At 71.6% G+C, this 22345-nt stretch carries 19 protein-coding genes and 2 pseudogenes; 14 read left to right on the top strand and 7 right to left on the bottom strand.

Annotated elements, in window-relative coordinates:
* Positions 1-155: 155 nt before the first annotated feature.
* Positions 156-1028 (bottom strand): LysR substrate-binding domain-containing protein, encoded by an 873-nt coding sequence (locus Q0741_RS07135; RefSeq protein WP_298232505.1) that lies wholly within the window; start codon positions 1026-1028, stop codon positions 156-158.
* A 131-nt stretch (positions 1029-1159) separates the two neighbouring features.
* Here Q0741_RS07135 and Q0741_RS07130 point away from each other — a divergent pair, with 131 nt between their 5' ends.
* The 3 genes from Q0741_RS07130 to Q0741_RS07120 are packed head-to-tail and all read left to right on the top strand — an operon-like array spanning position 1160 to position 4206.
* Positions 1160-1972 (top strand): (Fe-S)-binding protein, encoded by an 813-nt coding sequence (locus tag Q0741_RS07130; protein WP_298232504.1) that lies wholly within the window; start codon positions 1160-1162, stop codon positions 1970-1972.
* 21 nt (positions 1973-1993) lie between these two features.
* Entirely contained in the window at positions 1994-2713 is a 720-nt protein-coding gene (locus Q0741_RS07125; protein ID WP_298232503.1) for a lactate utilization protein C, read from the top strand.
* A 38-nt stretch (positions 2714-2751) separates the two neighbouring features.
* Complete coding sequence (locus Q0741_RS07120) at positions 2752-4206, top strand: LutB/LldF family L-lactate oxidation iron-sulfur protein (protein WP_298232507.1); 1455 nt, start codon at positions 2752-2754, stop codon at positions 4204-4206.
* 57 nt (positions 4207-4263) lie between these two features.
* Here the strand turns inward: Q0741_RS07120 and Q0741_RS07115 are convergent.
* Positions 4264-4751 (bottom strand): annotated as a pseudogene (locus tag Q0741_RS07115) (tripartite tricarboxylate transporter substrate-binding protein).
* A gap of 403 nt (positions 4752-5154) precedes the next feature.
* Here Q0741_RS07115 and Q0741_RS07110 point away from each other — a divergent pair.
* The 8 genes from Q0741_RS07110 (at position 5155) to Q0741_RS07075 (ending at position 13610) form a co-directional block, all read left to right on the top strand.
* Positions 5155-6687, top strand: coding sequence for an ABC transporter ATP-binding protein (locus Q0741_RS07110; protein ID WP_298232502.1), 1533 nt, complete (start codon positions 5155-5157; stop codon positions 6685-6687).
* Between the two features lie 18 nt (positions 6688-6705).
* Positions 6706-7806: an ABC transporter permease gene (locus tag Q0741_RS07105; protein WP_298232501.1), complete on the top strand. Its 1101-nt coding sequence runs from the start codon at positions 6706-6708 to the stop codon at positions 7804-7806.
* A complete protein-coding gene (locus tag Q0741_RS07100; protein ID WP_298232500.1) occupies positions 7806-8726 on the top strand; it encodes an ABC transporter permease in 921 nt (306 codons plus the stop codon). The genes Q0741_RS07105 and Q0741_RS07100 overlap by 1 nt, the downstream gene beginning before the upstream one ends.
* A gap of 59 nt (positions 8727-8785) precedes the next feature.
* A complete protein-coding gene (locus Q0741_RS07095) occupies positions 8786-9943 on the top strand; it encodes a BMP family ABC transporter substrate-binding protein (protein ID WP_298232499.1) in 1158 nt (385 codons plus the stop codon).
* A 148-nt stretch (positions 9944-10091) separates the two neighbouring features.
* Positions 10092-11129 (top strand): adenosine deaminase, encoded by a 1038-nt coding sequence (locus Q0741_RS07090; protein ID WP_298232498.1) that lies wholly within the window; start codon positions 10092-10094, stop codon positions 11127-11129.
* A gap of 212 nt (positions 11130-11341) precedes the next feature.
* Positions 11342-12088, top strand: coding sequence for a matrixin family metalloprotease (locus Q0741_RS07085; protein WP_298232497.1), 747 nt, complete (start codon positions 11342-11344; stop codon positions 12086-12088).
* Positions 12089-12365: 277 nt separating this feature from the next.
* Positions 12366-13133, top strand: coding sequence for a matrixin family metalloprotease (locus Q0741_RS07080; protein WP_298232496.1), 768 nt, complete (start codon positions 12366-12368; stop codon positions 13131-13133).
* 15 nt (positions 13134-13148) lie between these two features.
* Positions 13149-13610: a hypothetical protein gene (locus Q0741_RS07075; protein WP_298232495.1), complete on the top strand. Its 462-nt coding sequence runs from the start codon at positions 13149-13151 to the stop codon at positions 13608-13610.
* A 29-nt stretch (positions 13611-13639) separates the two neighbouring features.
* On the opposite strand, the pseudogene Q0741_RS28870 reads toward Q0741_RS07075, so the two are convergent.
* From Q0741_RS28870 to Q0741_RS07055, 4 genes and pseudogenes are all read right to left on the bottom strand, one after another.
* A pseudogene (locus tag Q0741_RS28870) lies at positions 13640-13759 on the bottom strand (hydroxymethylglutaryl-CoA lyase); the annotation flags it as partial.
* Positions 13756-14964 (bottom strand): CoA transferase, encoded by a 1209-nt coding sequence (locus Q0741_RS07065; protein ID WP_298232493.1) that lies wholly within the window; start codon positions 14962-14964, stop codon positions 13756-13758. The pseudogene Q0741_RS28870 and the gene Q0741_RS07065, both read right to left, overlap by 4 nt.
* A 179-nt stretch (positions 14965-15143) precedes the next feature.
* A complete protein-coding gene (locus Q0741_RS07060; RefSeq protein ID WP_367184079.1) occupies positions 15144-15905 on the bottom strand; it encodes a carbonic anhydrase in 762 nt (253 codons plus the stop codon).
* A gap of 159 nt (positions 15906-16064) precedes the next feature.
* Entirely contained in the window at positions 16065-16421 is a 357-nt protein-coding gene (locus Q0741_RS07055; protein ID WP_298232492.1) for a hypothetical protein, read from the bottom strand.
* A 147-nt stretch (positions 16422-16568) separates the two neighbouring features.
* Between Q0741_RS07055 and Q0741_RS07050 the strand changes: the two genes are divergently transcribed.
* Positions 16569-17666, top strand: a complete 1098-nt coding sequence (locus Q0741_RS07050; protein ID WP_298232491.1) for a BMP family ABC transporter substrate-binding protein — start codon at positions 16569-16571, stop codon at positions 17664-17666.
* 24 nt (positions 17667-17690) lie between these two features.
* Here Q0741_RS07050 and Q0741_RS07045 read toward each other — a convergent pair whose 3' ends face one another.
* Positions 17691-18533 (bottom strand): class III extradiol ring-cleavage dioxygenase, encoded by an 843-nt coding sequence (locus tag Q0741_RS07045; protein ID WP_298232490.1) that lies wholly within the window; start codon positions 18531-18533, stop codon positions 17691-17693.
* Between the two features lie 163 nt (positions 18534-18696).
* Between Q0741_RS07045 and Q0741_RS07040 the strand changes: the two genes are divergently transcribed.
* Both Q0741_RS07040 and Q0741_RS07035 read left to right on the top strand, forming a co-directional pair.
* A complete protein-coding gene (locus Q0741_RS07040; protein ID WP_298232489.1) occupies positions 18697-21237 on the top strand; it encodes an FtsX-like permease family protein in 2541 nt (846 codons plus the stop codon).
* 49 nt (positions 21238-21286) lie between these two features.
* Positions 21287-22249, top strand: a complete 963-nt coding sequence (locus Q0741_RS07035) for a DUF3293 domain-containing protein (protein WP_298232488.1) — start codon at positions 21287-21289, stop codon at positions 22247-22249.
* Positions 22250-22345: the final 96 nt, after the last annotated feature.

Raw genomic sequence — 22345 nt, 5'->3', positions numbered from 1 at the left:
GGTGGGCATCTTCGTGACGATGCAGGCTTACGTCTGGCCCTTCACGCTGCTGGTGGTCCACTGATCGACCCGAGCGCCTGGCCGGCTCCCCTATGCGACACGCGCTCCGGTACGAATGCGCCCGCGCCGCCGCGTACCGGCGGGGCAGGGCGCGCTCAGGACAGGCTGGAACGCAACCAGTCGGTGAATGCCAGGACTTCGGGGCGCTGCGACAGCGCCTCGTCAACCAGCATGAAGTAGCTGCTGGGTGCGGGCGCCGTCACGCCGAACAGCGGCACGAGCTGGCCCGTGCGCTGCCAGGTGGCCGACACCTGATGGCCGCACACGGCCACGCCCAGGCCGCTGGCCGCGGCTTCGAGCAGGATGCCGAGGTCGGTGAACAGCGGGCCCCGCGCGGGCTCGGCCCAGTCCAGGCCCGCCGCGGCCAGCCAGGGCTGCCACGGCAGCAGCGGGCTGCGCAGCAACTCGGCGCGCGCCAGGTCCCGTGGATGCCGCAGCCCGCGCGACTCCACGTAGCGCGGCGCGGCGAGCGCTTCCAGGCGGTCCTCGAACAGCCGGATGCTGCTGCGCTCGTCGAAGGCGCCCGAGCCGAAGCGGATGTCCACGTCGTGGCGCTCGGGCCGCTCTTCCATCGGCAAGGCGATCGCGACCTCGATTTCGATGTCGGGCCACTGTTGGTAGAACTCCGGCAACCGGGGGATGAGCAGGTTGCGCGCAAAGGTGGGCGGCGAGCCCACGCGCAGCCGGCGTATTTCCTGTGGCGTGCTGCGCGTCAGGCCGTAGAGCTTGTCGAAGGCCTCGCGCACCCCGAGCAGGTAACGCTGGCCCGCCTCGCTCAAGCGCACGCCGGTGGGCAGCCGCTCGAACAGCGGCTCGCCGAGATGGGCTTCGAGCTGCCGGATGCGGTGGCTCACCGCGCTGGGCGTGATGCACAGCTCGATGGCCGCTTGCGCGAAGCCGCCCAGCCGCGCGGCGCTCTCGAACGCGGCCAGGGCATGGATCGGCGGAAGGCGTTGCGGTCGGGACATCGGCGTGGCGGCGCTGGCAGTGCCGGCGGCTCCGGCGGCATCCGAAAGGTTCAATTTTAGGTTCGCTGCAGGAGAGGGGCCGGCCATGAAAGGCGCCCCGCCGTGCAGTACTCATCAAGGAAGGAAGCGACATGTCCAGCACCACGAGCCAAGGCCGGAGCCGCCCGGCGCGGGTCTACTTCTTTTCCACCTGCCTGGTCGATGTGATGGCGCCGCAGGCCGGTATGGATGCCATCGAGCTCATCCGCGCCGCCGGCATCGAGGTGGAGTTTCCCGAGGCGCAGAGCTGCTGCGGGCAGCCGGCCTACACCAGCGGCTACACCGACGAGGCACGCCGCGTGGCGCGCGCGCAGCTGGACCTGTTTCCGCAGCCCTGGCCGGTGGTCGTGCCTTCGGGCTCCTGTGCCGGGATGATGGTGCACCACTGGCCCAGGCTCTTCGAGCACGATCCGGCCCTGGCGGCCCAGGCCCGCGCGATCGGCGCCCGCGTGGTGGAGTTCAGTGCCTTCGCGCGCGACGTGCTCGGCCTGGCCGAGCCGGCCTCGGCGTCGCCCACGCCGCGGCTGAAGGTGGCCCTGCATACCTCGTGCTCGGCGCGGCGCGAGATGGGCACGCACCAGCCCAGCGAGGCGCTGCTGCGCGCGCTGCCCGGCGTGGAGCTGGTCGAGCAGGCGCGCGTGGCCGAGTGCTGCGGCTTCGGCGGCACCTTCTCGGCCCGGCACCCGGCCATCTCCGGGGCCATGGTCGGCGACAAGCTCGATGCCATACGCGACTGCGGCGCGCAGGTCCTCGTGAGCGCCGATTGCGGTTGCCTGCTCAACCTGCACCACGCCGCCGAGAAGCGCCGCGCCGCGGGCGAGACCCTGCCGCGCTGCGTGCACCTGGCGAGCTTCGTGCGCGAGCGCCTGGGCGCGCGCGATGCCGCGCAGCAAGTCACGGACTGAACACCCCGGGAGCCCTCTGCCATGAACCTGCCCGACACCCGCGGCGCCCGCGCCGCTATCCTGGGCGCGCTGCGCGCCGCCGCGCCGGCCGCGCCGTTGCGCCAGCCCGATCTCTCGCCCTACCTCGATGGGCCTTATGGCCGCGGCAGCCGCGGCCCGCGCGTGGACCCGGCCACGCTGCTGGCCCCCTTCGAGACCGCGGCCCGGGGCTGGCGTGCCGAGGTGCTGCACGCGTCCGAGGCCGACTGGCCGCAGGTGGTGCGCCAGGCGCTGGCGCAGCGCGGGTGTGCCCGCGTGGCCATCGGTGCCGCCAGCACGCTGCAGCCCGGCCTGGACACCGCGCTGCACGGGCTGCAGGTACGCCGCTTCGACACGCCGCTGGCGCAGTGGAAGGGCGAGCTCTTCGATGCCATCGACGCCGGCGTCACCGGTGCCGAGGCCGGGATCGCCGACACCGGCACGCTGGTGCTGCGCCCGGGCGCGCATGAGCCGCGCACGCTGTCGCTGGTGCCGCCGCTGCACGTGGCGGTGCTGCGCGCCAGCCGCCTGTATGCCGGGCTGCCGGCGGCGATGAGCGCCGTCACCGCCGCCCAGGACGACATGCCCACCAACCTGCTGCTGGTCACCGGCCCGTCCAAGACCGCCGACATCCAGCAGGTGCTGGCCTTCGGCGCGCACGGGCCCCGGGAGCTCGTGATCGTGCTGGTGAACGACCTGCAAGCCGCCCAGGAGCCGCGATGAGCACTCAACTGACGCACCAGGACACGCCTTCCAGCACGGTGGCCGAGGCGCCGCTGCACTTCGTCGATCCGCGCGCCTTCAAGGCGCGCACGCGCGAGGCCGTGGACGACGCGCACCTGCGCCGCAGCTTCAGGAGCGCGATGGACTTCCTGCAGGCCAAGCGCGCGTCCCATTTCGGCGACGCGGCCGGCTTCGACGCGCTGCGCCACGTGGGCGAGGCCATCCGCCAGTACAGCCTGTCCAAGTTGCCCGACCTGCTGGAGCGCCTGGAGCAGCGCCTGACCGAGCGTGGCGTGAAGGTGCACTGGGCCTCCACGCCGCAGGAAGCCAACGCGATCTTCCTGGCGCTGGCGCGCGCGCACGGCGCCAACCGGATGATCAAGGGCAAGTCGATGGTCAGCGAGGAGATCGAGCTGAACCACCGCATGGCCGAGGCCGGCGTGGACTGCCTGGAGTCGGACATGGGCGAGTACATCGTGCAGCTCGCCGGCGAGCGGCCCAGCCACATCATCATGCCGGCGATCCACAAGACCAAGGAGCAGATCGCCGCGCTGTTCGCCGAGCGCATTCCCGAGACGCCCTACACCGAGGACGTGGACGAGCTCATCGCCATCGGCCGCCGTGTACTGCGCAACGAGTTCCGCGACGCGAAGATCGGCGTCTCGGGCGTGAACTTCATGGTGGCCGACACCGGCACGCTGGTGCTGGTGGAGAACGAGGGCAACGGCCGCATGTGCACCACGGTGCCGGAGGTGCACATCGCCATCACCGGCATCGAGAAGGTGGTGGAGCGCTTCGAGCATGTGCTGCCGCTGTTCAGCCTGCTCACGCGCTCGGCCACCGGGCAGGCGGTGACGACCTACTTCAACGCCATCTCCGGCCCGCGGCGCGCAGGCGAGCTCGACGGGCCGCGCGAACTGCACCTGATCCTGCTGGACAACGGCCGCAGCCAGGCCTACCGCGATGCGGACTTCCGCCCCACGCTGCAGTGCATCCGCTGCGGCGCGTGCATGAACCACTGCCCGGTGTACGCGCGCATCGGTGGCCTGGCCTACGGCACGACCTACCCGGGGCCCATCGGCTCCATCATCTCGCCGCACCTGCTGGGGCTGGAGCCCACGCAGGACCTGCCCACCGCCAGCAGCCTGTGCGGCGCCTGCGCGGAGGTGTGCCCGGTGGGCATTCCCATCCCGGACCTGCTGATGCAGCTGCGCCACGCCGCGAAGCACGAGCCGGACCCCGGGCATCCGCCGCTGGCGGGGCAGGGCAGCGCCAAGGACTGGCGCGAGGCGCTGGCCTGGAAGCTGTGGGCCTGGCTCAACGAGCGTCCGCGCCTGTACCGCGGTGCGCTGCGCCTGGGCCATCGGCTGCACGCGCTCGTGCCGGCGTCGCAGGGCGGCTGGACGGCGCACCGCACGCCGATGCGTCCGGCCGCGCGCGGGCTGCGCGAGCGGCTGGCGGCGCAACGCCGGGACGGCGGCGCAAGGCCGTGACGGGTGGCGGTTCGCGTTGCGCCTGTAGGCGCGAGAGAGGGCCGATCCGGCCGGCCCTCAGTCCAGCGCGATCCGGGCCGTGCGGATGACGCCGCGCCACTTCGCCGTCTCGGCGGCGATGAAGCTCTCGAATGCCTCGGCCGTGCTGCCCACGGGCAGCGTGCCCATGGTTTCGAGCCGGGCGCGGGTGTCCTCGTGCCTGACGATGCGGGCCACCTCATCCGCAACGCGGCGCAGCACCGCCGGCGGGGTTCCCGCGGGCGCCAGGATGCCGGGTCGTAGGGCAGCCGCGCGTACAGCGAGGTGTTGGCCGCGTGCGCGGCGATGACGACGGCGAAGGTGTGGCCGTCGGGCGCCGACTTCGCGAGCGCATCGACGCCGATGGTGCCGTTGGCGCCGGGCTTGTTGTCGATGCGCACCGGCTGCCCCAGCGCCTCGGCGAGCTTCTGCCCGACCAGGCGCGCCGTCACGTCGGTGAAGCCGCCCGGCGGGTAGGGCACGATGAGGCGGATGGGTTTGCTGGGCCAGGTTGAGGCCGAGCCCATGGCCGGCGCCGCCAGCGCGGCGGCCAGGCCCAGGTTGAGCTGGCGGCGGGTGAGGAGGTACTTCACGACTGCGAACGGCTTTAGAGCCCCGGTACAGGCGACGGGGTGGCCTGGCTATCGGCCTGGAAGCCGGGGTGTGAATGGTCCCGTGCGGTTGCAGCCGGCACTTCCAGGCCGTCAATGCCGTGAGCTTGACGATGGGCAAAGTGCGGCGCCTGGGAGGGAAGCAACGCAAGCGCGTGAATCCGGCACGAAAGCTGCACCCTGTAACAGCCCGGCCGTGGCGCTCGTCCCGCCCGCCGGCCACCGACGCACCGCGCTGGGGCGGAAGGCCCGTTGCGCCATAGCACAATCACGACTTTTTCCGGCGCACCAGCCGGCATCCAAGGGAGTTTCACCGTCCATGTTGCGCCTGGAGCTGGTGGGGATCAGCAAGCAGTACCCGGCCGTGAAGGCCAATGACGGCGTGAGCCTTCGCGTCGCACCCGGACAGATCCACGCCGTGCTGGGCGAGAACGGCGCCGGCAAGTCCACCCTGATGAAGATCATCTACGGCGCCGTGCGCCCGGATGAAGGAGAAATCCGCTGGAACGGCCGCCCCGTGCAGGTGCGCAACCCGCACGAGGCCAGGGCGCTGGGCATCTCCATGGTGTTCCAGCACTTCTCGCTCTTCGACACCCTCACCGCCGCCGAGAACGTCTGGCTGGGCCTGGACAAGTCCATGGCGCTGCCCGAGGTCGTCTCGCGCATGCGCGAGGTGTCCAAGGAGTACGGGCTCGAAGTGGACCCGATGCGGCCCGTGCACAGCCTCTCCGTCGGCGAGCGCCAGCGCGTGGAGATCGTGCGCGCGCTCATGGGCCGGCCGCAGCTGTTGATCCTGGACGAGCCCACCTCCGTGCTCACGCCGCAGGCGGTGGAGAAGCTGTTCGTGACGCTGCGCCAGCTTGCCAGCCAAGGCTGCTCGATCCTCTACATCAGCCACAAGCTCGACGAGATCCGCAGCCTGTGCCACCACTGCACCGTGCTGCGCGGCGGCAAGGTGACGGGGGAGGTCGATCCGACGCGGGAGACCAACGCCTCGCTGTCGCGCCTGATGATCGGCAGCGAGCCGCCGCAGCTGCGCCACGCCGCCACCACGCCCGGCGACGTGGTGCTGGCGGTCAAGGGCCTGCGGCTGGAGCGCCAGGACGTGTTCGGCACCACGCTGCAGGACATCGCGCTGCAGGTGCGCGCCGGCGAGATCGTCGGCGTGGCCGGCGTCTCCGGCAACGGCCAGCAGGAGCTCATGGCCGCGCTCTCGGGCGAGGACCGGCGCGCCGCGCGCGGCAGCATCACGCTCTTCGACCGCGACATCGCCACGGCCTCGCCGCGCCGGCGCCGGCGCCTGGGGCTGCACTTCGTGCCCGAGGAGCGGCTGGGCCGCGGCGCGGTGCCCACCCTGTCGCTGGCGGACAACGTGCTGCTCACCCGCACCGAGCCCGTGGCCGCCGGCGGCTGGCTGCGCCGGGCGCGGGTGAGGGCGCTGGCGCAGTCGCTGATCGAGCGCTTCAACGTCAAGGCCGGCGGCTGGCACGCCGCCGCCAAGAGCCTGTCCGGCGGCAACCTGCAGAAGTTCATCGTCGGGCGCGAGATCGACGCCCGGCCCAAGCTGTTGATCGTCTCCCAGCCGACCTGGGGCGTGGACGTGGGCGCGGCGGCGCAGATCCGCGGCGAGCTGCTCAAGCTGCGCGACGCCGGCTGCGCGCTGCTGGTGGTGAGCGAGGAGCTGGACGAGCTGTTCGAGATCAGCGACCGGCTGGTCGTCATCGCCCAGGGGCGCCTGAGCCCCAGCATTCCCACCCCGCAGGCCACGGTCGAGCAGATCGGGGCCTGGATGAGCGGCCTGTGGCCGCGGGACGAATCCGGCGGGCAGCCCGCCGCGGCCGCCGTGGCCTGACCTTTCCGATCGAACCCCATGTTGAAACTCGAAGCCCGGCCGCAGCCGTCCGGCCTCATGTCCTGGGCCTCGCCGCTGCTGGCGCTGGCCCTCACGGTGCTCATCGGCATCGCCCTGTTCATGCTGCTGGGCAAGGACCCGGTGCGCGGCCTGCAGCTTTTCTTCGTCGAACCCGTCAAGGACGCCCGCGCCTGGGGCGAGCTCAGCATCAAGGCCGTGCCGCTGGTGCTGATCGCGCTGGGACTGGCGGTGTGTTTCAGGTCCAACGTCTGGAACATCGGCGCCGAGGGGCAGTTCATCCTCGGGGCGCTGGGCGCCGGGTGGATGGCCATGCAGGCCGGGCCCGATTCCAGCCGCTGGATCGTGCTGCCGATCCTGCTGGCCGGCGTGCTGGGCGGCATGCTCTGGGCCGGCATCACGGCCTTGCTGCGCGACCGCTTCAACGCGAATGAAATCCTGGTCAGCCTGATGCTGGTGTACGTGGCCGAGCTGCTGCTGGGCTACCTGGTGTACGGCCCGTGGAAGGACCCGCAGGGTTTCAATTTTCCGCAGACCATCACCTTTGCCGCCGCAACCAAGATTCCGCGCCTCATCGACGGCCTGCGCGCCAACATCGGCGTGCTGATCGCGCTGGGGGCGGTGGTGGCGGCCTGGCTGTTCCTGTTCCGCACCTACGCCGGCTTCCAGTTGCAGGTGGGCGGGCTGGCGCCGCTGGCGGCGCGCTATGCGGGCTTCTCCTCGCGCGGCGCGTTGTGGACGGCGCTGCTGCTGTCCGGCGGCGCGGCGGGCCTGGCCGGCGCGCTGGAGGCCGTGGGGCCGCTGGGCCAGCTCACGCCGCACGTGCCCGCGGGCTACGGTTTCGCCGCAATCATCGTCGCCTTCGTTGGGCGGCTGCACCCGGGCGGCATCGCGCTGTCCGCCATCCTGATGAGCATGTTCTTCATCGGTGGAGAACTGGCGCAGTCGCGCCTGGGCCTGCCCAAGTCCATCACCGGCGTGTTCCAGGGCCTGCTGCTGTTCAGCCTGCTGGCCTGCGACACGCTCATCCACTACCGCCTGCGCTGGCAGCGCGGCGCCCGGGCCGCCGCGGCGGCCGCCACCGCGCAGAGGAGCGCCTGATGGAAGCGCTCGCCCTGCTGCTGGCCGCCACGCTCAACGCCGGCACCGTGCTGGCGATCGCGGCGCTCGGTCTGCTGATCAACGAACGCGCGGGCATCCTCAACCTCGGCGCCGAGGGGATGATGCTCGTGGCCGCCATCGCCGGCTTCGCCACCGCGGTGCACACGGGCTCGGACGTGCTGGCCTTCGGCGCCGGCGCGCTGGCCGGGGCGCTGCTGGCCGCGGCCTTCGGCGCGCTGGTGATCTGGCTCAACACCAACCAGTACGCCACCGGCCTGGCGCTGAGCCTCTTCGGCGCGGGCTTCTCGGCCTTCGTGGGCATCCGCTACACGCAGGAGAAGCTGCCCGAGCGCGCGCGCTTCGAGATCCCAGGCCTGGCGGACCTTCCCTTCGTGGGCCCGGCGTTCTTCAAGCAGCACCCGATGGTGTACCTCGCCATCGCGCTGGCCATGGCCCTGGCCTGGTTCCTCTACCGCTCGCGCGCCGGGCTGGTGGTGCGCGCGGTGGGCGAGTCGCCCGAGTCGGCGCATGCGCTGGGCTACCCGGTGCGGCGCATCCGCCTGGCGGCGGTGATGGCCGGCGGCGCGCTGTGCGGGCTCGCGGGCGCCTACGTCTCGGTGATCTACACGCCGCTGTGGGTGGAAGGGATGATCGCCGGCAAGGGCTGGATCGCGCTGGCGCTGACCACCTTCGCCACCTGGCGTCCGGCGCGCGTGCTGCTGGGCGCGTACCTCTTCGGCGGCGTCACGATGCTGCAGTTCCACCTACAGGGCGAAGGCGTGGAGGTGGCCAGCCAGCTGCTGACCATGCTGCCCTACCTCGCCACCGTGCTGGTGCTGGTGCTCATCTCGCGCAACCCCACGTGGATTCGCGCCAACATGCCGGCCTCGCTGGGCAAGCCCTTCTTCCCCGGCTCCTGAGGCTGGCCGTTTTTTCTCAAGCTGACCCCACAACCTCGCAAACCCAAGAGAGGATTTACATGACGATTTCCAAGCGATCGCTGCTGCGCCTGACCGGCTGGGCCTCGCTGGCGGCCACCGCTGCCCTGGTGGGCTGCGGCAAGAAGGAAGAGGCCGCGCCGGCGGTTTCCGCCCCGGCCCCGGCTTCCACCCCGGCGGCCAAGCCCGAGCCGCTGAAGGTGGCCTTCGCCTACGTCGGCCCGGTGGGCGACGCGGGCTGGACCTACGCCCACGACCGCGCCCGGCTGGAAGTGGAGAAGGAATACGGCGACCGCATCCAGACCAGCTTCGTCGAGAACGTGCCCGAGGCCGCCGACGCCGAGCGCGTGATCCGCGACATGGTTGCGCAGGGCAACAAGCTCGTCTTCGGCACCACCTTCGGCTACATGGAGCAGATGCTCAAGGTGGCCGAGGACCACAAGGACGTGCGCTTCGAGCATGCCACCGGCTACAAGAGCGCCGAGAACATGCGCACCTACGACAGCCGCACCTACGAGGGCGCCTACATGGCCGGCGTGATCGCTGGCAAGGTGACGCAGTCCAACACGCTGGGCGTGGTGGCCTCGATTCCCATTCCCGAGGTGATCCGCAACATCAACGCCTTCACCCTGGGCGCGCAGTCGGTCAACCCGAAGATCAAGACCAAGGTGGTGTGGGTCAACAAGTGGTTCGATCCGCCCAAGGAAGGCGAGGCCGCGCAGAGCCTGATCAACCAGGGCGCCGACGTGCTGATGCAGAACACCGACTCCTCGGCCGTGCTGCAGACCGCCGAGAAGGCCGGCAAGTTCGGCTTCGGCTGGGATTCGGACATGAGCAAGTTCGGCCCCAACGCGCACCTGGGCTCGGCCGTCATCAACTGGGCGCCGTACTACAAGAAGGCCGTGGGCGAGATGCTCGAAGGCACGTGGAAGACCGGCCCCAACACCTGGTGGGGCGTCAAGGAAGGCGCCATCGACCTGGTGAGCGTTTCCGACAAGGTGCCCGCCGACGCCAAGGAAGCGGTGGAGAAGGTCAAGGCCGGCCTGAAGGACGGCAGCTTCGCCATCTGGAAGGGCCCCCTCGCCGGCCAGGACGGCAAGACGCTGCTCAAGGACGGCGAAACCGCCGACGACGACTTCCTGCACAAGATCAACTGGTACGTGAAGGGCGTGGAGGGCAAGCTGCCCAACGCCAAGTAAGCACGCTGCCATCGGGTGGGCCATGTCCCGCCCCGCGGGTCTCGCGCAGCACGGGCCGCCGTCGCCTTCCCGGGCACGGCGGCCCGTGTCTTTTCGGGCCGGCCGCCGCGCCACAATCAGCCTCACCCCCTCAAACCGTCCTGCCGCCATGACCAACCTGACCGGCCACGAACCCTTGAACGCGCTGCTGCGCCGCATGCCCAAGGCGGAGCTGCACATCCACATCGAAGGCTCGCTGGAGCCCGAGCTGATCTTCAAGCTTGCGCAGCGCAACGGCGTGGCGCTGAAGTACGAGAGCGTGGAAGCGCTGCGCGAGGCCTACGCCTTCACGGACCTGCAGAGCTTCCTCGACATCTACTACGCCGGCGCCAGCGTGCTGCTCAAGGAGGAAGACTTCTTCGACATGGCCTGGGCCTACTTCGAGCGCGCCGCCGCCGACAACGTCGTGCACGCCGAGCTGTTCTTCGACCCGCAGACGCACACCGAGCGCGGCGTGCCCTTCGAGACCGTGATCCTCGGCCTGCACCACGCCTGCCAGCGCGCGCACCAGGAACTGGGCATCAGCAGCCGGCTGATCATGTGCTTCCTGCGCCACCTCAGCGAGGAGGAAGCGTTCAAGACGCTGGAGCAGTCGCTGCCCTGGCGCCAGTACTTCATCGGCGTGGGGCTGGACAGCAGCGAGCGCGGGCATCCGCCCTCCAAGTTCGCGCGCGTGTTCGAGCGCTGCCGCGCGATGGGCCTGCACGTGGTGGCGCACGCGGGCGAGGAGGGGCCGCCGGCCTACATCGAGGAGGCGCTGGACCTGCTCGGTGCCGAGCGCATCGACCACGGCGTGCGCTGCGTGGAGAAGCCCGAGCTGGTGCAGCGCCTGGCGCGCGAGCGCGTGCCGCTGACGGTGTGCCCGCTGTCCAACGTCAAGCTGTGCGTGTTCAGCAAGCTGGCTGAACACAACATCGCGGCGCTGCTGGAGCAGGGGCTGGTTGTCACCGTCAACTCCGACGACCCGGCCTACTTCGGCGGCTACCTGAACCAGAACTTCGTCGAGCTGTTCGAGGCGCTGCCGCAGCTGGGCGCGCGCGAGGCCTACCAGCTCGCGCTCAACAGCTTCGAGGCCAGCTTCGTTGACCAGGCCACCAGGGACGGCTGGAAGCGGCAGCTCGACGCGGTGTTCGCCGCGGCGCTGTAAGCCCTCGCCAACCCCGGCCGGCATGGCTCATTGCCGGGGGTTGGATACCGCTTCATACAACCCGTACGGGCCGTCGCCTTCATGGCGCCGGGGGGCCGTGCCAATACTGGCCGCCGCCGGTGGCCCCGCTGCCGGCGGCGGGGCTTGCCTGGTGCGCGCCGGTAGTGGCAGCGCTTCCCGGTGCAGCCTCCTTCATTCCTTCAGGAGGTGCCGTGAAGAAATCCCTGATGTGCGTTGCGCTGTCCGCGCTGCTGGCCGCTCCGCTGTCGGCTTCGGCCTACGAGCTCGGTCCCACCTTTCCCGGCAAGTGGGGCTCGCCGACCTTCGGTACTCCGGCCACCGTGACCTGGAGCCTGATGGGCGGCGGCGTGAGCTGCGAACTGGAGTTCTCGGGCTGCAAGACCACGGCGCTGGACAGCTTCATGCCCACCGGCTACCTGGAGCAGATCCGGCTGGCCTTCGACGCCTGGTCCAAGGTGGCGGGCCTGACCTTCAAGCAGGTGGCCGACGACGGCGCGGCCTTCGATGCGGCCTCGACGGCCTCCGGTGACATCCGCATCGGCGCGCATCACGTGGACGGCGTGTACGGCACGCTGGCCTTCACCTACTTCCCGCCGATCAACGGCCGCAGCGCGGCTGGCGACATGTTCCTGGACACGGCCGAGAACTGGACCATCGGCTTCGACGGCCCGGGCTTTGACGTGTTCCAGGTCGTGAGCCACGAGATCGGCCACGCCATCGGGTTGGAGCACGTCACCGGCGTGCAGGCGCTGATGAACTCCGTTTACTCCGAAGCCTTCCGCGGGCCGCAGGCCGACGACATCGCCGGTGCGCGCTTCCTCTACGGCCCACCGGCGCCCATTCCCGAGCCTGCCGCGCTGCTGCTGTTCACCGCCGGCCTGGCGGGCGTGGCGGTGCAGCGGCGCCGGGTGCGGGCGGGCGCCGCCGTGCCGGCGTAGCGGCCGCTGCCGGCCGGGGCCGCGCCACGCAGCGGCGCCTGCGCGCCTGCCGCCCACGGCCGGCAGGCCGCGTGAATTCGGACCGGCTGGCCACTGTCAGCAGCGCAGTTCGGAAGAAATCAACCCGCCAACCTAAGGTTCCTTCCGATAATGACGATGTAACAAAAATATTTCGATTTCCCGGGGGCTGGCGCGGTTCGCTGCACTTGGCTGTCCGGCTTTCGGCCGGATGGACCTGGGATGCGCCCGGCCGGTCTTGATGTGAGGCAGTAGGAAGATGAAAAAAGCATTGATGAGCCTGGCCCTGGTGGCGGCCATGGCCGTGCCGACGGTGGCATCGGCCTACGACCTCGCGCCGACCTATCCAGGAAAGTGGGGCAGCCCCACGCTGGGCACGGGGGCCACCATCACCTGGAGCCTGATGCCCTCCGACGTGAACTGCTACGTGGCGGGTGGCGAGAGCTCCACCGACTGCACCACCGTTGCGCTGGGCTCGTTCATGCCGCAGGGCTACCTGGGGGAGATCCAGCGTGCCTTCGATGCCTGGTCGGCGGTGGCCGACCTGACCTTCCAGTACGTGCCCGACGACGGCGCGCGTGCCAACTACCCCACGGCTTCGGGTGACATTCGCATCGGCGGCCACTACATGAACGGCACCGGCGGCGTCCTGGCCCATGGCTTCTTCCCGCCCAACAACGGCAACAGCATCGCCGGCGACATCCACTTCGACACCGGCGACAGCTGGACCATTGGCTTCGCCGGCCCGGGCTACGACATCTTCCAGGTATTCACCCATGAGCTCGGCCACGCGCTGGGCCTGGGCCATTCCGACCAGATCGGCGCGCTGATGTACCCGTACTACAGCGAGTCCTTCAGTGGGCCGCAGGCGGACGACATCGCCGGCATGCAGTACCTCTATGGCGCCCCGTTGAACGACACCAACGACCCGACGCCCTCGCCGGTGTCCGAGCCCTCCACGCTGGCGCTGCTGGGGGTGGTGGTGCTGGGCATGGCCCGCCGCCGCAAGGCCAAGGCGCGGGCCTGAAGCCGGAGTCGCGGCATGCATGGCCCCGCACCGCTGCCCGATGCCGCGCGCCGGCGCCTGTTGCGCCTGACCGCCGCGCTGGGCCTGCCGGCCGCAGCGCCGGTGGCGGCGATGTGGGCACGCATGAGCGAGGCCGAGCTGGTGCGGCACTCCGAGCTGATCGTGGTGGGCGAGTGGAGCGGCGACGCGCCCGAGCCGCTGCCCGACACGCCGGCGCGGGCCGTGGGCCGCATCGCCGTCACCGAGGTCTGGAAGGGGCCGCGGGACTTGAAGACGGTGCGGGTGGTGGTGCCCGCGCCCGGCGGCCCGCGGTCCAGCGATGCCATCACCTACCGCCGCGGGGACCGCGGCCTGTGGCTGCTGCGCCCCTGGCAGGGCGGCGGCCTCTACGCCGCGGACAGCCCGCAGCGCTTCGTGGCCGAGGGCAGCGACCCGGCGCTGCTCAAGACGCTGCGGGAGCTGCTGGGCCGGCGCTGAGCGGGGCCCAGCAGCGCATCCCACTTCCTGACCAGCGCGATCTTGTCCTCGGTGGGCACGAAGGCCGGCTCGACCTGCAACCCGTCGCGGGTGCCCACTTCCTGCATGAAGATGCGCCGCCCGGCGCCGTTCCAGACCTGGTTGCTCATGCCACTACTTTCCGTTCGCGCAGCGCCGTGATCTGCTGTTCCGTGAGCCCGATCTCGCGCAGCACCGCGTCGGTGTCGTCGCCCAGCTTCGGGGCCGAGTGGCGCACGCTGCCCGGGGTGCCCAGCAGCTTGGGCACGATGCCGGGCACTTCCACCACGTGCCCGTCGCGCGTGGGCTGCCGCAGGATCATGTCGCGCGCCCGGTAGTGCGGGTCCTCGACGATGTCCTTGGCGGTGTAGACCTTGCCCACCGGCACGCGCGCGCCGTTGAGCACCTCCATCACCTCGGCCACGCTGCGCGTTCGCGTCCAGGCCTCGATGGCCGCGTCGATCTCGGCCACGCGCTTCACCCGCCCGGCGTTGTCGGCCAGCGCCGGGTCGTTGCCCAGATCGTCGCGGCCGATGGCCGACATCAGGCGCTTGAAGATGCTGTCGCCGTTGCCCGCGACGAGCACGTAGCCGTCGCCGCAGCGGTAGGCGTTGGAGGGGGCGATGCCCGGCAGCGCGCTGCCCGCGGCCTCGCGCACCGCGCCGAAGGCGCTGTACTCGGGCACCAGGCTCTCCATCACGTTGAACACCGCCTCGTGCAGCGCCACGTCGATCACCTGGCCCTTGCCGCCATGCGCCTGGCGGTGGTAGAGCGCCATGAGCACGCCGATGGTCCCGTGCAGCGCCGCCAGCGTGTCGCCGATGGAGATGCCGCAGCGCACCGGCACGCGGCCGGGCTCGCCGGTGAGGTGGCGCAGGCCGCCCATGGCCTCGCCGATGGCGCCGAAGCCCGGCAGGTCGCGGTAGGGGCCGGTCTGCCCATAGCCGGAGATGCGCAGCATGATCAGCCCGGGGTTCGCGGCGCTGAGCTGCTCGTAGGACATGCCCCAGCCCTCCAGCGTGCCGGGCCTGAAGTTCTCGATCAGCACGTCGGCTTCGCCGATGAGCCGGCGCGCGATGTCCTGCCCCTCGGCGCTGCGCAGGTCCAGCGCGATGGAGCGCTTGTTGCGCGACTGCACCTGCCACCACACCGAGGTGCCGTCCTGGATCAGGCGCCAGTTGCGCAGCGGATCGCCGCTGCCGGGGGCCTCGATCTTGATGACTTCGGCACCGAAGTCCGCCAGCGTCTTGCCGGCGAAGGGGCCGGCGATGAGCTGGCCCATCTCGACGACCTTGAGGCCGCTGAGGGCGCCGGGCGGGATCGGGAGGTCGGTCATGGGGTCTCCTGTCTTGTCGTGGCGGGGCCGCGGGCTTCGAAGCCGCGGTGCGGGCGCCATTGTGGGAGGGGAGACCTGGGGCCGGAATGACGGTGTGGCGAGTCGAGCTTTCGCGGGTCGCGAAAGCGGCGACGCCGCGGGCCTTCAGCCGGGCGGCTCGGCCTCGAAGCAGGCCCGGATCACCCCTTGGTGAACACGATGCGCCCGTTGAGCGGCTGCACCGGGCGGGCGTTCATCGGGTAGAGCTTGCGGAAGGCCGCGAGCTGGTCCTTGGACACTTCCACCGGCTGGCGCAGCACCTGCCACTTCACGCCCTCGCTGCAGGGCGGCGTGGTCAGCGAGCCCTCGAAGGCCCAGTAGCCCTGCTTGGCGGGCAGCAGCGCGGCGGTGTCGAAGCCGCCGTCCAGCGCCGCCTTGGCGCCGGGCTCCTTGGGCATGGCGTCGAACACCTTCTGCAGCGCGGCGTTGGCCTTGCCCTCGCGGAACAGCACGCCCACCACCGCCAGCTCGTTGGCCGCGTTCTTGTGCACCAGATGCGCCACCAGCGGGTAAGCCTTGCCGTTGACCTTCTCCTCGCTGGGCGTGTGGAAGTGGAACTGCAGCAGCTGGTACTCGCCCGAGGCCAGCTTCACCGTGCCGCCTTCGGGCAGGTTGACCTGGATGGTGTGGCCGTTGTTGACCACCTCGGCCGCGCCGGCCTTGTAGCCGAAGCCGATGGCCGGCAGCTCGCCGTTCTTCTTCGCGCCGCGGATGTCGATGGGCGACTGGAGGGTGCCGAGCTTGCAGGTCTCGAAGGACTTGTCCAGGTCCCCCCAATTCGCCGCGCCGGCGTGGCCGGTGTACTCCCAGTGGGCGTGGTCGTTGGCCGCCTGGGCGGCAGCGGTGGCGGTCAGGGCGGCGGCCAGGGCCAGCAGGGGCAGGGGACGGGTCAACAGGGGCATTGAAAGGTCTCCAACAACGGGGGTGCTCTGAACTGAAATGAAACGGCCAGCGGACGCTGGCCGCGGGCATTGTCGCTGGGTCATGCATCCCTCCCGGGAAACGCTGGCCGTGCCAGCCAGGACCGGCCCGCGGCGCCGCGGGCCGGTCTGCGCCGTGGCTCAGGCCGAAGCGCGTCGGGCCGAGGCCTTGCGCAGCAGCTTCACCGACAGCGTCAGCAGCCCCGCGCCGGCCAGCACGAAGCTGGCGCACAGCGCGAAGAAGACCCACGCCACCACCGGCGCGGCGCTGCCGGCCCAGCCCAGCAGCCACTGCGCGGCCTCCACCGCCCAGCGCAGCAGTTCCTCCCAGCCGGGGAAGAAGTGGTCCAGCCCCTCCTGCCAGGGCAGCCGCTGCGCGAGGCCGGGCAGGTCGCCGAGCCAGGCGGGGTCCATGCGCAGCAGCGCGTACAGCGCCCAGGCCAGCAGCGCGCACAGCGCGATGCCCAGGGCGGCGAGGGACCAGATCAGGATCAGCATGGGGTTCTTCCTCTTGAAGCTTGGTGCGGAATTGGAGAAGCCCCACCGTCTCCGGTTCCACCCCTGCCTACAATGGCGGCTTCCCTCACGCGCCGCGCGCCACCCGCGGCGCGTTTGTTTTTGCCGGTGGCCATGTCGAGGACAACCATGTTCAAAAACCTCTCGCGCGGCGCGCTGCTCGCCGCGTGCGTCGCTGCATCTCCCTCCTTTGCCCAGACCGCCGCCGGTGCGCCGTCCGCGCCGCTGAAGGCCGCTTTCGTCTACGTCACGCCCGTGGGGCAGGCCGGCTGGACCTACCAGCACGAGCAGGGCCGCCTGGCGATGGAGAAGGCGCTGGGCGCCGCCGTGAAGAGCACCGTGGTGGAAGCCGTGCCCGAAGGGCCCGACAGCGAGCGCGTGATGCGCGACCTGACGGCGCAGGGCCACGGGCTGATCTTCGCCACCAGCTTCGGCTACCTGGAGCCCGCGCTGCGCGTGGCCGCGGACTTCCCGAACGCGAAGTTCGAGCACGTGGGCGGCTACAAGACCGCGGCCAACCTGGGCACCTACAACGCCCGCTTCTACGAGGGCCGCTGGCTCGCCGGCTACCTGGCGGGCAAGGTCAGCAAGAGTGGGGCGGCCGGCTACGTGGCGGGTTTTCCGGTGCCGGAGGTGATCCAGGGCATCAACGCCTTCACACTGGGCATGCAGGCCGCCAACCCGAAGGCGCAAGTGAAAGTGCTGTGGCTCAACACCTGGTTCGACCCGGCGCGCGAGCGCGAGGCGGCGCTGTCGCTGGTCCACGCCGGCGCGGACGTGCTCACGCACCACAGCGCCTCGCCCGCGGTGCCGCAGGCGGCCGAGGAGAAGGGCGTGCACCTGCTCGCCTTCCACAGCGACATGAGCCGCTTCGCCCCCGAGGCGCAACTTGCCGCGGTGGTGGCCAACTGGGGCGGCTACTACACGCGGGTCGCGAAGTCGGTGATGGACAAGCGCTGGAAGCCCACGCCGGTGTGGGGCGGGATCAAGGACGGCATGGTCGAGCTGGCCGCGCTGAACCCCAGGCTGCCCCAGGCGCTGCGCGAGGAGGTGCTGGCCAAGCAGCGCGCCATCGCGCAGGGCAAGCTGAATCCCTTCGCCGGTCGGCTGGTGGACCAGTCCGGCCACGTGCGCCTGGAGAAAGGCGCGCTGGACGACGCGGCCATCGGGCGCATGGATTGGTTCGTGGCGGGGGTGCAGGGCACCTTGCCGACGGCGGCGAAGTGAGCCAGGGCCGGGCCCGGCCCTGACTCAGGCCGCCAGCGCCTCCCGCAGCCTCTGCGCCTCCACGCCGAACCCATACGCATCCATCCCCAGCGCCCCGTAGGCGTGGCTCTCGTGCAGCCGCAGCGGGGTGGTGTCTCGTCCGCCCGCGCCGGCCGCGACGTACCAGGGCAGCAGGTGCTCGTCGCTCGGGTGCATCAGCGCGCCGTGCGGGGCGCGGGCCCGGTAGTCGAAGAGCGCGTCCCAGTCGCGCTCCGCCGCGCGCTCGGCGAACCAGTGGCGGAACCCGGCGCTCTCCGCCTTCTCCGGCGCGTCCAGCGGCGCGCGGCCGGTGAAGGTGGAGAGCATGCGCAGGTTGTGCGTGATGGAGCCGCTGCCCATCACCAGCACGCCCCGCTCGCGCAGCGCGGCCAGCGCCTGCCCCAGCGCGAACTGCTGCGCCGGCGGCGCCATGGGCATCCAGGCCAGCGGCAGCACCGGCACGTCGGCCTCCGGGTAGACGTAGCGCAGCGGCGTCCAGATGCCGTGGTCCAGCCCGCCTTCGTCCACCACGTGCGCCGCCACGCCGGACTCGGCCAGCAGCGCCTTCACCTCCTGCGCCAGCGCCGGCGCGCCCGGGGCGTCGTAGCGCATCTCGTACAGGGCCTGCGGAAAGCCGCCGAAGTCCGGCACCGCCGCGTGCCGCGCGGCGGCCAGCAGCACCGGCTCGCGCGTGAGCGAGTGCGCCGACACCGCCAGGATCGCGCGCGGGCGGCCGAAGGCCGCGTCGATGGCCGGGCCCAGCCGCCGCATGAAGGCGCCGGCCGCGCCCGGCTCCAGCGTGATCATGGGCGAGCCGTGGGACAGGAAGATCGAGGGCAAGGTGTTCATGCGGCCCATTGAAGCAGCCCGGCCCCTGCCTGGCGTTGCGGGGGTTTGCACCCGGCGTTCAGGCGCTTGACAGCGCTCGGGTATCGTCCCCGGCATGAGCTCGCTGCCCCCTGACGCCCTTGCCACTTCGAGCGCTGCCGCCCCCACGCCGGCCAGCGCGCGTTTGAAACCTTCGCTCGTGAAGCTGGCCTGGCGCCAGACCTGGCGCGACCTGCGCGCGGGCGAGCTGCGGTTGCTGGTGGTGGCGGTGCTGCTGGCGGTGGCGGCGCTCACGGCGGTGGGCTTCTTCGCCGACCGGCTCAACGCCGGGCTGGCGCGCGATGCCGGCGCGCTGCTGGGGGGCGACGCCAGCGTCGCGGCGGACCATCCGCTGCCCCCGGCCTTCGAGGCGCAGGCCCGCGCGCTGGGCTTGCGCGTCACCCAGCACGCCAGCTTTCCGAGCATGGCGCTGGCGGAGGAGGCGCAGGGCGGTGGTTCGCGACTGGTGGCGGTCAAGGCGGTGGCCGAGGGCTACCCGCTGCGCGGCCAGCTGCGCGTGCGCGATCAACCGGACGGCCCCGCGCGGCCGGCCCAGGGCATTCCCAGCCCGGGCAGCGTGTGGGTGGACGCCGCGGTGCTGGACGCGCTGCAGCTGCGCGTGGGCGACGCGCTGCTGCTGGGCGACGCGAAGCTGCGCATCGAGCGCGTGATCTCGCTGGAGCCCGACCGCGGCGCCGGCTTCCTGAGCTTCGCGCCGCGGGCGATGCTGCGCGCCTCGGACCTGGAGGCCACGGGGCTGGTCCAGCCCGCCAGCCGCGTCACCTACCGGCTGCTGGCCGCCGCGCCGGACGACGGCAAGGCCGGCGCTGCGGCAGTGCAGCGCTTCGTGGACTGGGCGCAGGAGGAGATCCGCAAGCAGAACCTGCGCGGCGTGCGCGCGGAGTCGCTGGAGGCCAGCCGCCCCGAGATGCGCCAGACGCTGGAGCGGGCCAACAAGTTCCTGAACCTCGTGGCGCTGCTGGCGGCGCTGCTGGCGGCGGTGGCGGTGGCCATCGCGGCGCGCGACTTCGCGCAGCGCCACCTCGACGACTGCGCGCTGCTGCGCGTGCTGGGCCTGCCGCAGCGCGCCATCGCCTCGGCCTACGTGCTGGAGTTCGGCGCCGTCGGCCTGTTCGCCAGCGCGCTGGGGGTGGCCGCGGGCTGGGCCATCCACTTCGTGTTCGTGCTGCTGCTGGGCTCGCTGGTGGAAACCACGCTGCCCGCCGCCGGCTGGCGTCCCGCGGCCTTCGGGCTGGGCGTCGGGCTGACGCTGCTGTTCGGCTTCGGGCTGCCGCCGGTGCTGCAGCTGGCCAAGGTGCCGGCGCTGCGCGTGATCCGGCGCGACGTGGGGCAGCTCAAGGCGACCTCGCTGGTGGTGCTGCTGGCGGGCACGCTGGGCTTCGCGGCGCTGCTGGTGGCGGCCTCGTCGGACCTGAAGATGGGCTTGATCGCCGTGGGCGGCTTCGCCGGCGCGGTGGCGCTGTTCGCGCTCATCGCCTGGGGCGCGGTGCTGCTGCTGCGGCGCACGGTGCCGCGCGCGCGCCGGGCGCCGCGCTGGCTGGTGCTGGCGACGCGGCAGGTGGCGGCGCGGCCGGGCTTCGCGGTGCTGCAGGTGTCGGCGCTGGCGGTGGGCCTGCTGGCGCTGGTGCTGCTGGTGCTGCTGCGCACCGACCTCATCGACAGCTGGCGCCGGGCCACGCCGCCGGACGCGCCCAACCGCTTCGTCATCAACCTGCAGCCGGACCAGGCGGAGCCCTTCCGGCAGCGGCTGCGCGAGGCGGGCGTGGAGCGCTACGACTGGTACCCGATGTTCCGCGGCCGGCTGGTGGCCATCAACGGCCGCAGCATCCGCGGCGAGGAGTGGAGCGAGGACCGCGCGCGGCGCCTGGCCGAGCGCGAGTTCAACCTCAGCTTCGACGCGAGGATGCCCGGGCACAACCAGGTTTCCGCCGGCAAGTGGACGCCCGACGAGCCCGACGCGGTGAGCGTGGAGGAAGGCCTGGCGCAGACGCTGGGCCTGAAGCTGGGCGACCGGCTGCGCTTCGACGTGGCGGGCGGCATGCACGAGGGCCGCATCACCAGCCTGCGCAAGGTGGACTGGGGCTCGATGCGGGTGAACTTCTTCGTCATGTTCCCGCGCGAGCGCATGGACGAGGTGCCCGCGACCTACATCTCCGCCTTCCGCGCCCCGGCGGTGCCGGGCTTCGACAACCGGCTGGTGAGGGAGTTTCCGAACATCACGAACATCGACGTCTCGGCCTCGCTGGGGCAGGTGCAGGCGGTGCTGGACCAGGTGATCCGCGCCGTGGAGTTCCTGTTCGGCTTCACGCTGGCGGCCGGGCTGGTGGTGCTGTTCGCGGCCGTGACGGCCACGCGCGAGGCGCGCGAGCGCGAGTACGCGGTGATGCGCGCCCTGGGCGCGGGCCGGGCGCTGCTGCAGACGGTGCAGCGCGCGGAACTGCTGGGCGTGGGCGCGCTGGCCGGCTTCCTGGCCTCCGTCGCGGCGGTGGCGGTCGGCTGGGCGCTGGCCAAATATGCCTTCGAGTTCGAGTGGCACGGCTCGCCGCTGGTGCCGCTGGCCGGCACGGTGGCCGGCGCGCTGCTGGCGCTGGCGGCCGGGTGGTGGGGCCTGCGCGGGGTGCTGCGGCGGCCGGTGGTGCAGACCTTGAGGAGGGCCGCGGAATAGGGGGTAGCGCGGTGGCGCGACGTGCCCGCGGCTTGCTCCACTGCACTGCATGAAGCCCGTACTCCGCTCCCGCATCCCCGCCGAGAAACTTCCCCTGGCCGTGCCGCCCGCCTACCGCGACGACGTGCGCAAGGCAGTGCGGCCCGAAGGGCAGTACTCGCTGCTGCTGTTCGCGCACGCGCCGCGCGACGTGGTCATGTCGCCGCCGGTGCGCAAGGCGCTGCGCCGGCTGGGCCCGCCGGCGGCCGACGGCATCGTGGCCGTGGGCACCGTGTTCACCGAGGAAGCGCTGGCGCTGCTGCGCGAGGCCGGCGCCCGGGTGGTGGCCTACCGCAAGTCGAAATGGACCGACGAGTCCGCCCGCCAGCGCCAGCTCAGGCCCGAGACCATCGAGGCGGCGCCGCAGTCGGTGAAGGTGCCTTGTCCCCCGGCGCTGGACGACGCGGCCGTGAAGTCGCCCGCCTGCGTGCTGGCGCATGCCGATCCCTATCCCGAGGCGCCGGCGCCGGACGACGACGGGCCGGACCTGTCCGCCGAGCCGGGCGCGGGCGCGGCCGAGGACGCCGACCACCTGCTGGCGGGCTACGCCGACACGAATTACTTCGTCAGTGGGCTGGAGTTGCCGCTGCATCCGGGCGAGCCCAACGCCGGGCTGCCCGGCTTCCTGGCGGCGCAGGGGGCCCGGTGCCTGGCCGTGCTCACGGCCTACAACCCGCGTAGCGACACGCTGCCGGAAGGGGAGAACCAGCAGCGCCAGGCGACGCTGGAAGAGTGGCTGGAGGAGGCGGAGCTGCGTTACGTGAGCGCGGAAGGCCGCGCCCGCGACGGCAGCGCGCGGCCGCATGAGCCGCTGCTGGCCGTGTTCGATGCGCCGCCGGCGCTGCTGCAGCAGCTGATGGAGCGTTACGGCCAGAACGCCGTGATCGTCGCCACGGCGGACGCGCCGCCGCGGCTGTGGCTGCGCCCGGCCTTCATGCGCGAGCTGGCGCGCGAGGAGTACGCGGCGGCTTGAAGGCGCGCCGGCAGCCCCAGGCGATGGGCGAGATAGGGCCCCAGGGTCGTTCACTTCTACCTGGGATAATGGCCAGATGGTGAGGAAGTGACGGCA

The organism is uncultured Azohydromonas sp. (genome assembly GCF_937926365.1).
Taxonomy (GTDB): domain Bacteria; phylum Pseudomonadota; class Gammaproteobacteria; order Burkholderiales; family Burkholderiaceae_C; genus Azohydromonas.
This window is presented reverse-complemented; position numbering and strand designations above follow the sequence as displayed.

Bases quoted from the DNA above. Each gene is read 5' to 3' on its own strand.
- Q0741_RS07105 (WP_298232501.1), top strand. From the start codon at position 6,706: ATGTTGAAACTCGAAGCCCGGCCGCAGCCGTCCGGCCTCATGTCCTGG.
- Q0741_RS07075 (WP_298232495.1), top strand. From the start codon at position 13,149: ATGCATGGCCCCGCACCGCTGCCCGATGCCGCGCGCCGGCGCCTGTTG.
- Q0741_RS07095 (WP_298232499.1), top strand. From the start codon at position 8,786: ATGACGATTTCCAAGCGATCGCTGCTGCGCCTGACCGGCTGGGCCTCG.
- Q0741_RS07035 (WP_298232488.1), top strand. From the start codon at position 21,287: ATGAAGCCCGTACTCCGCTCCCGCATCCCCGCCGAGAAACTTCCCCTG.
- Q0741_RS07100 (WP_298232500.1), top strand. From the start codon at position 7,806: ATGGAAGCGCTCGCCCTGCTGCTGGCCGCCACGCTCAACGCCGGCACC.
- Q0741_RS07135 (WP_298232505.1), bottom strand. From the start codon at position 1,028: ATGTCCCGACCGCAACGCCTTCCGCCGATCCATGCCCTGGCCGCGTTC.
- Q0741_RS07110 (WP_298232502.1), top strand. From the start codon at position 5,155: ATGTTGCGCCTGGAGCTGGTGGGGATCAGCAAGCAGTACCCGGCCGTG.
- Q0741_RS07080 (WP_298232496.1), top strand. From the start codon at position 12,366: ATGAAAAAAGCATTGATGAGCCTGGCCCTGGTGGCGGCCATGGCCGTG.
- Q0741_RS07050 (WP_298232491.1), top strand. From the start codon at position 16,569: ATGTTCAAAAACCTCTCGCGCGGCGCGCTGCTCGCCGCGTGCGTCGCT.
- Q0741_RS07090 (WP_298232498.1), top strand. From the start codon at position 10,092: ATGACCAACCTGACCGGCCACGAACCCTTGAACGCGCTGCTGCGCCGC.
- Q0741_RS07130 (WP_298232504.1), top strand. From the start codon at position 1,160: ATGTCCAGCACCACGAGCCAAGGCCGGAGCCGCCCGGCGCGGGTCTAC.
- Q0741_RS07055 (WP_298232492.1), bottom strand. From the start codon at position 16,421: ATGCTGATCCTGATCTGGTCCCTCGCCGCCCTGGGCATCGCGCTGTGC.
- Q0741_RS07060 (WP_367184079.1), bottom strand. From the start codon at position 15,905: ATGCCCCTGTTGACCCGTCCCCTGCCCCTGCTGGCCCTGGCCGCCGCC.
- Q0741_RS07065 (WP_298232493.1), bottom strand. From the start codon at position 14,964: ATGACCGACCTCCCGATCCCGCCCGGCGCCCTCAGCGGCCTCAAGGTC.
- Q0741_RS07045 (WP_298232490.1), bottom strand. From the start codon at position 18,533: ATGAACACCTTGCCCTCGATCTTCCTGTCCCACGGCTCGCCCATGATC.
- Q0741_RS07125 (WP_298232503.1), top strand. From the start codon at position 1,994: ATGAACCTGCCCGACACCCGCGGCGCCCGCGCCGCTATCCTGGGCGCG.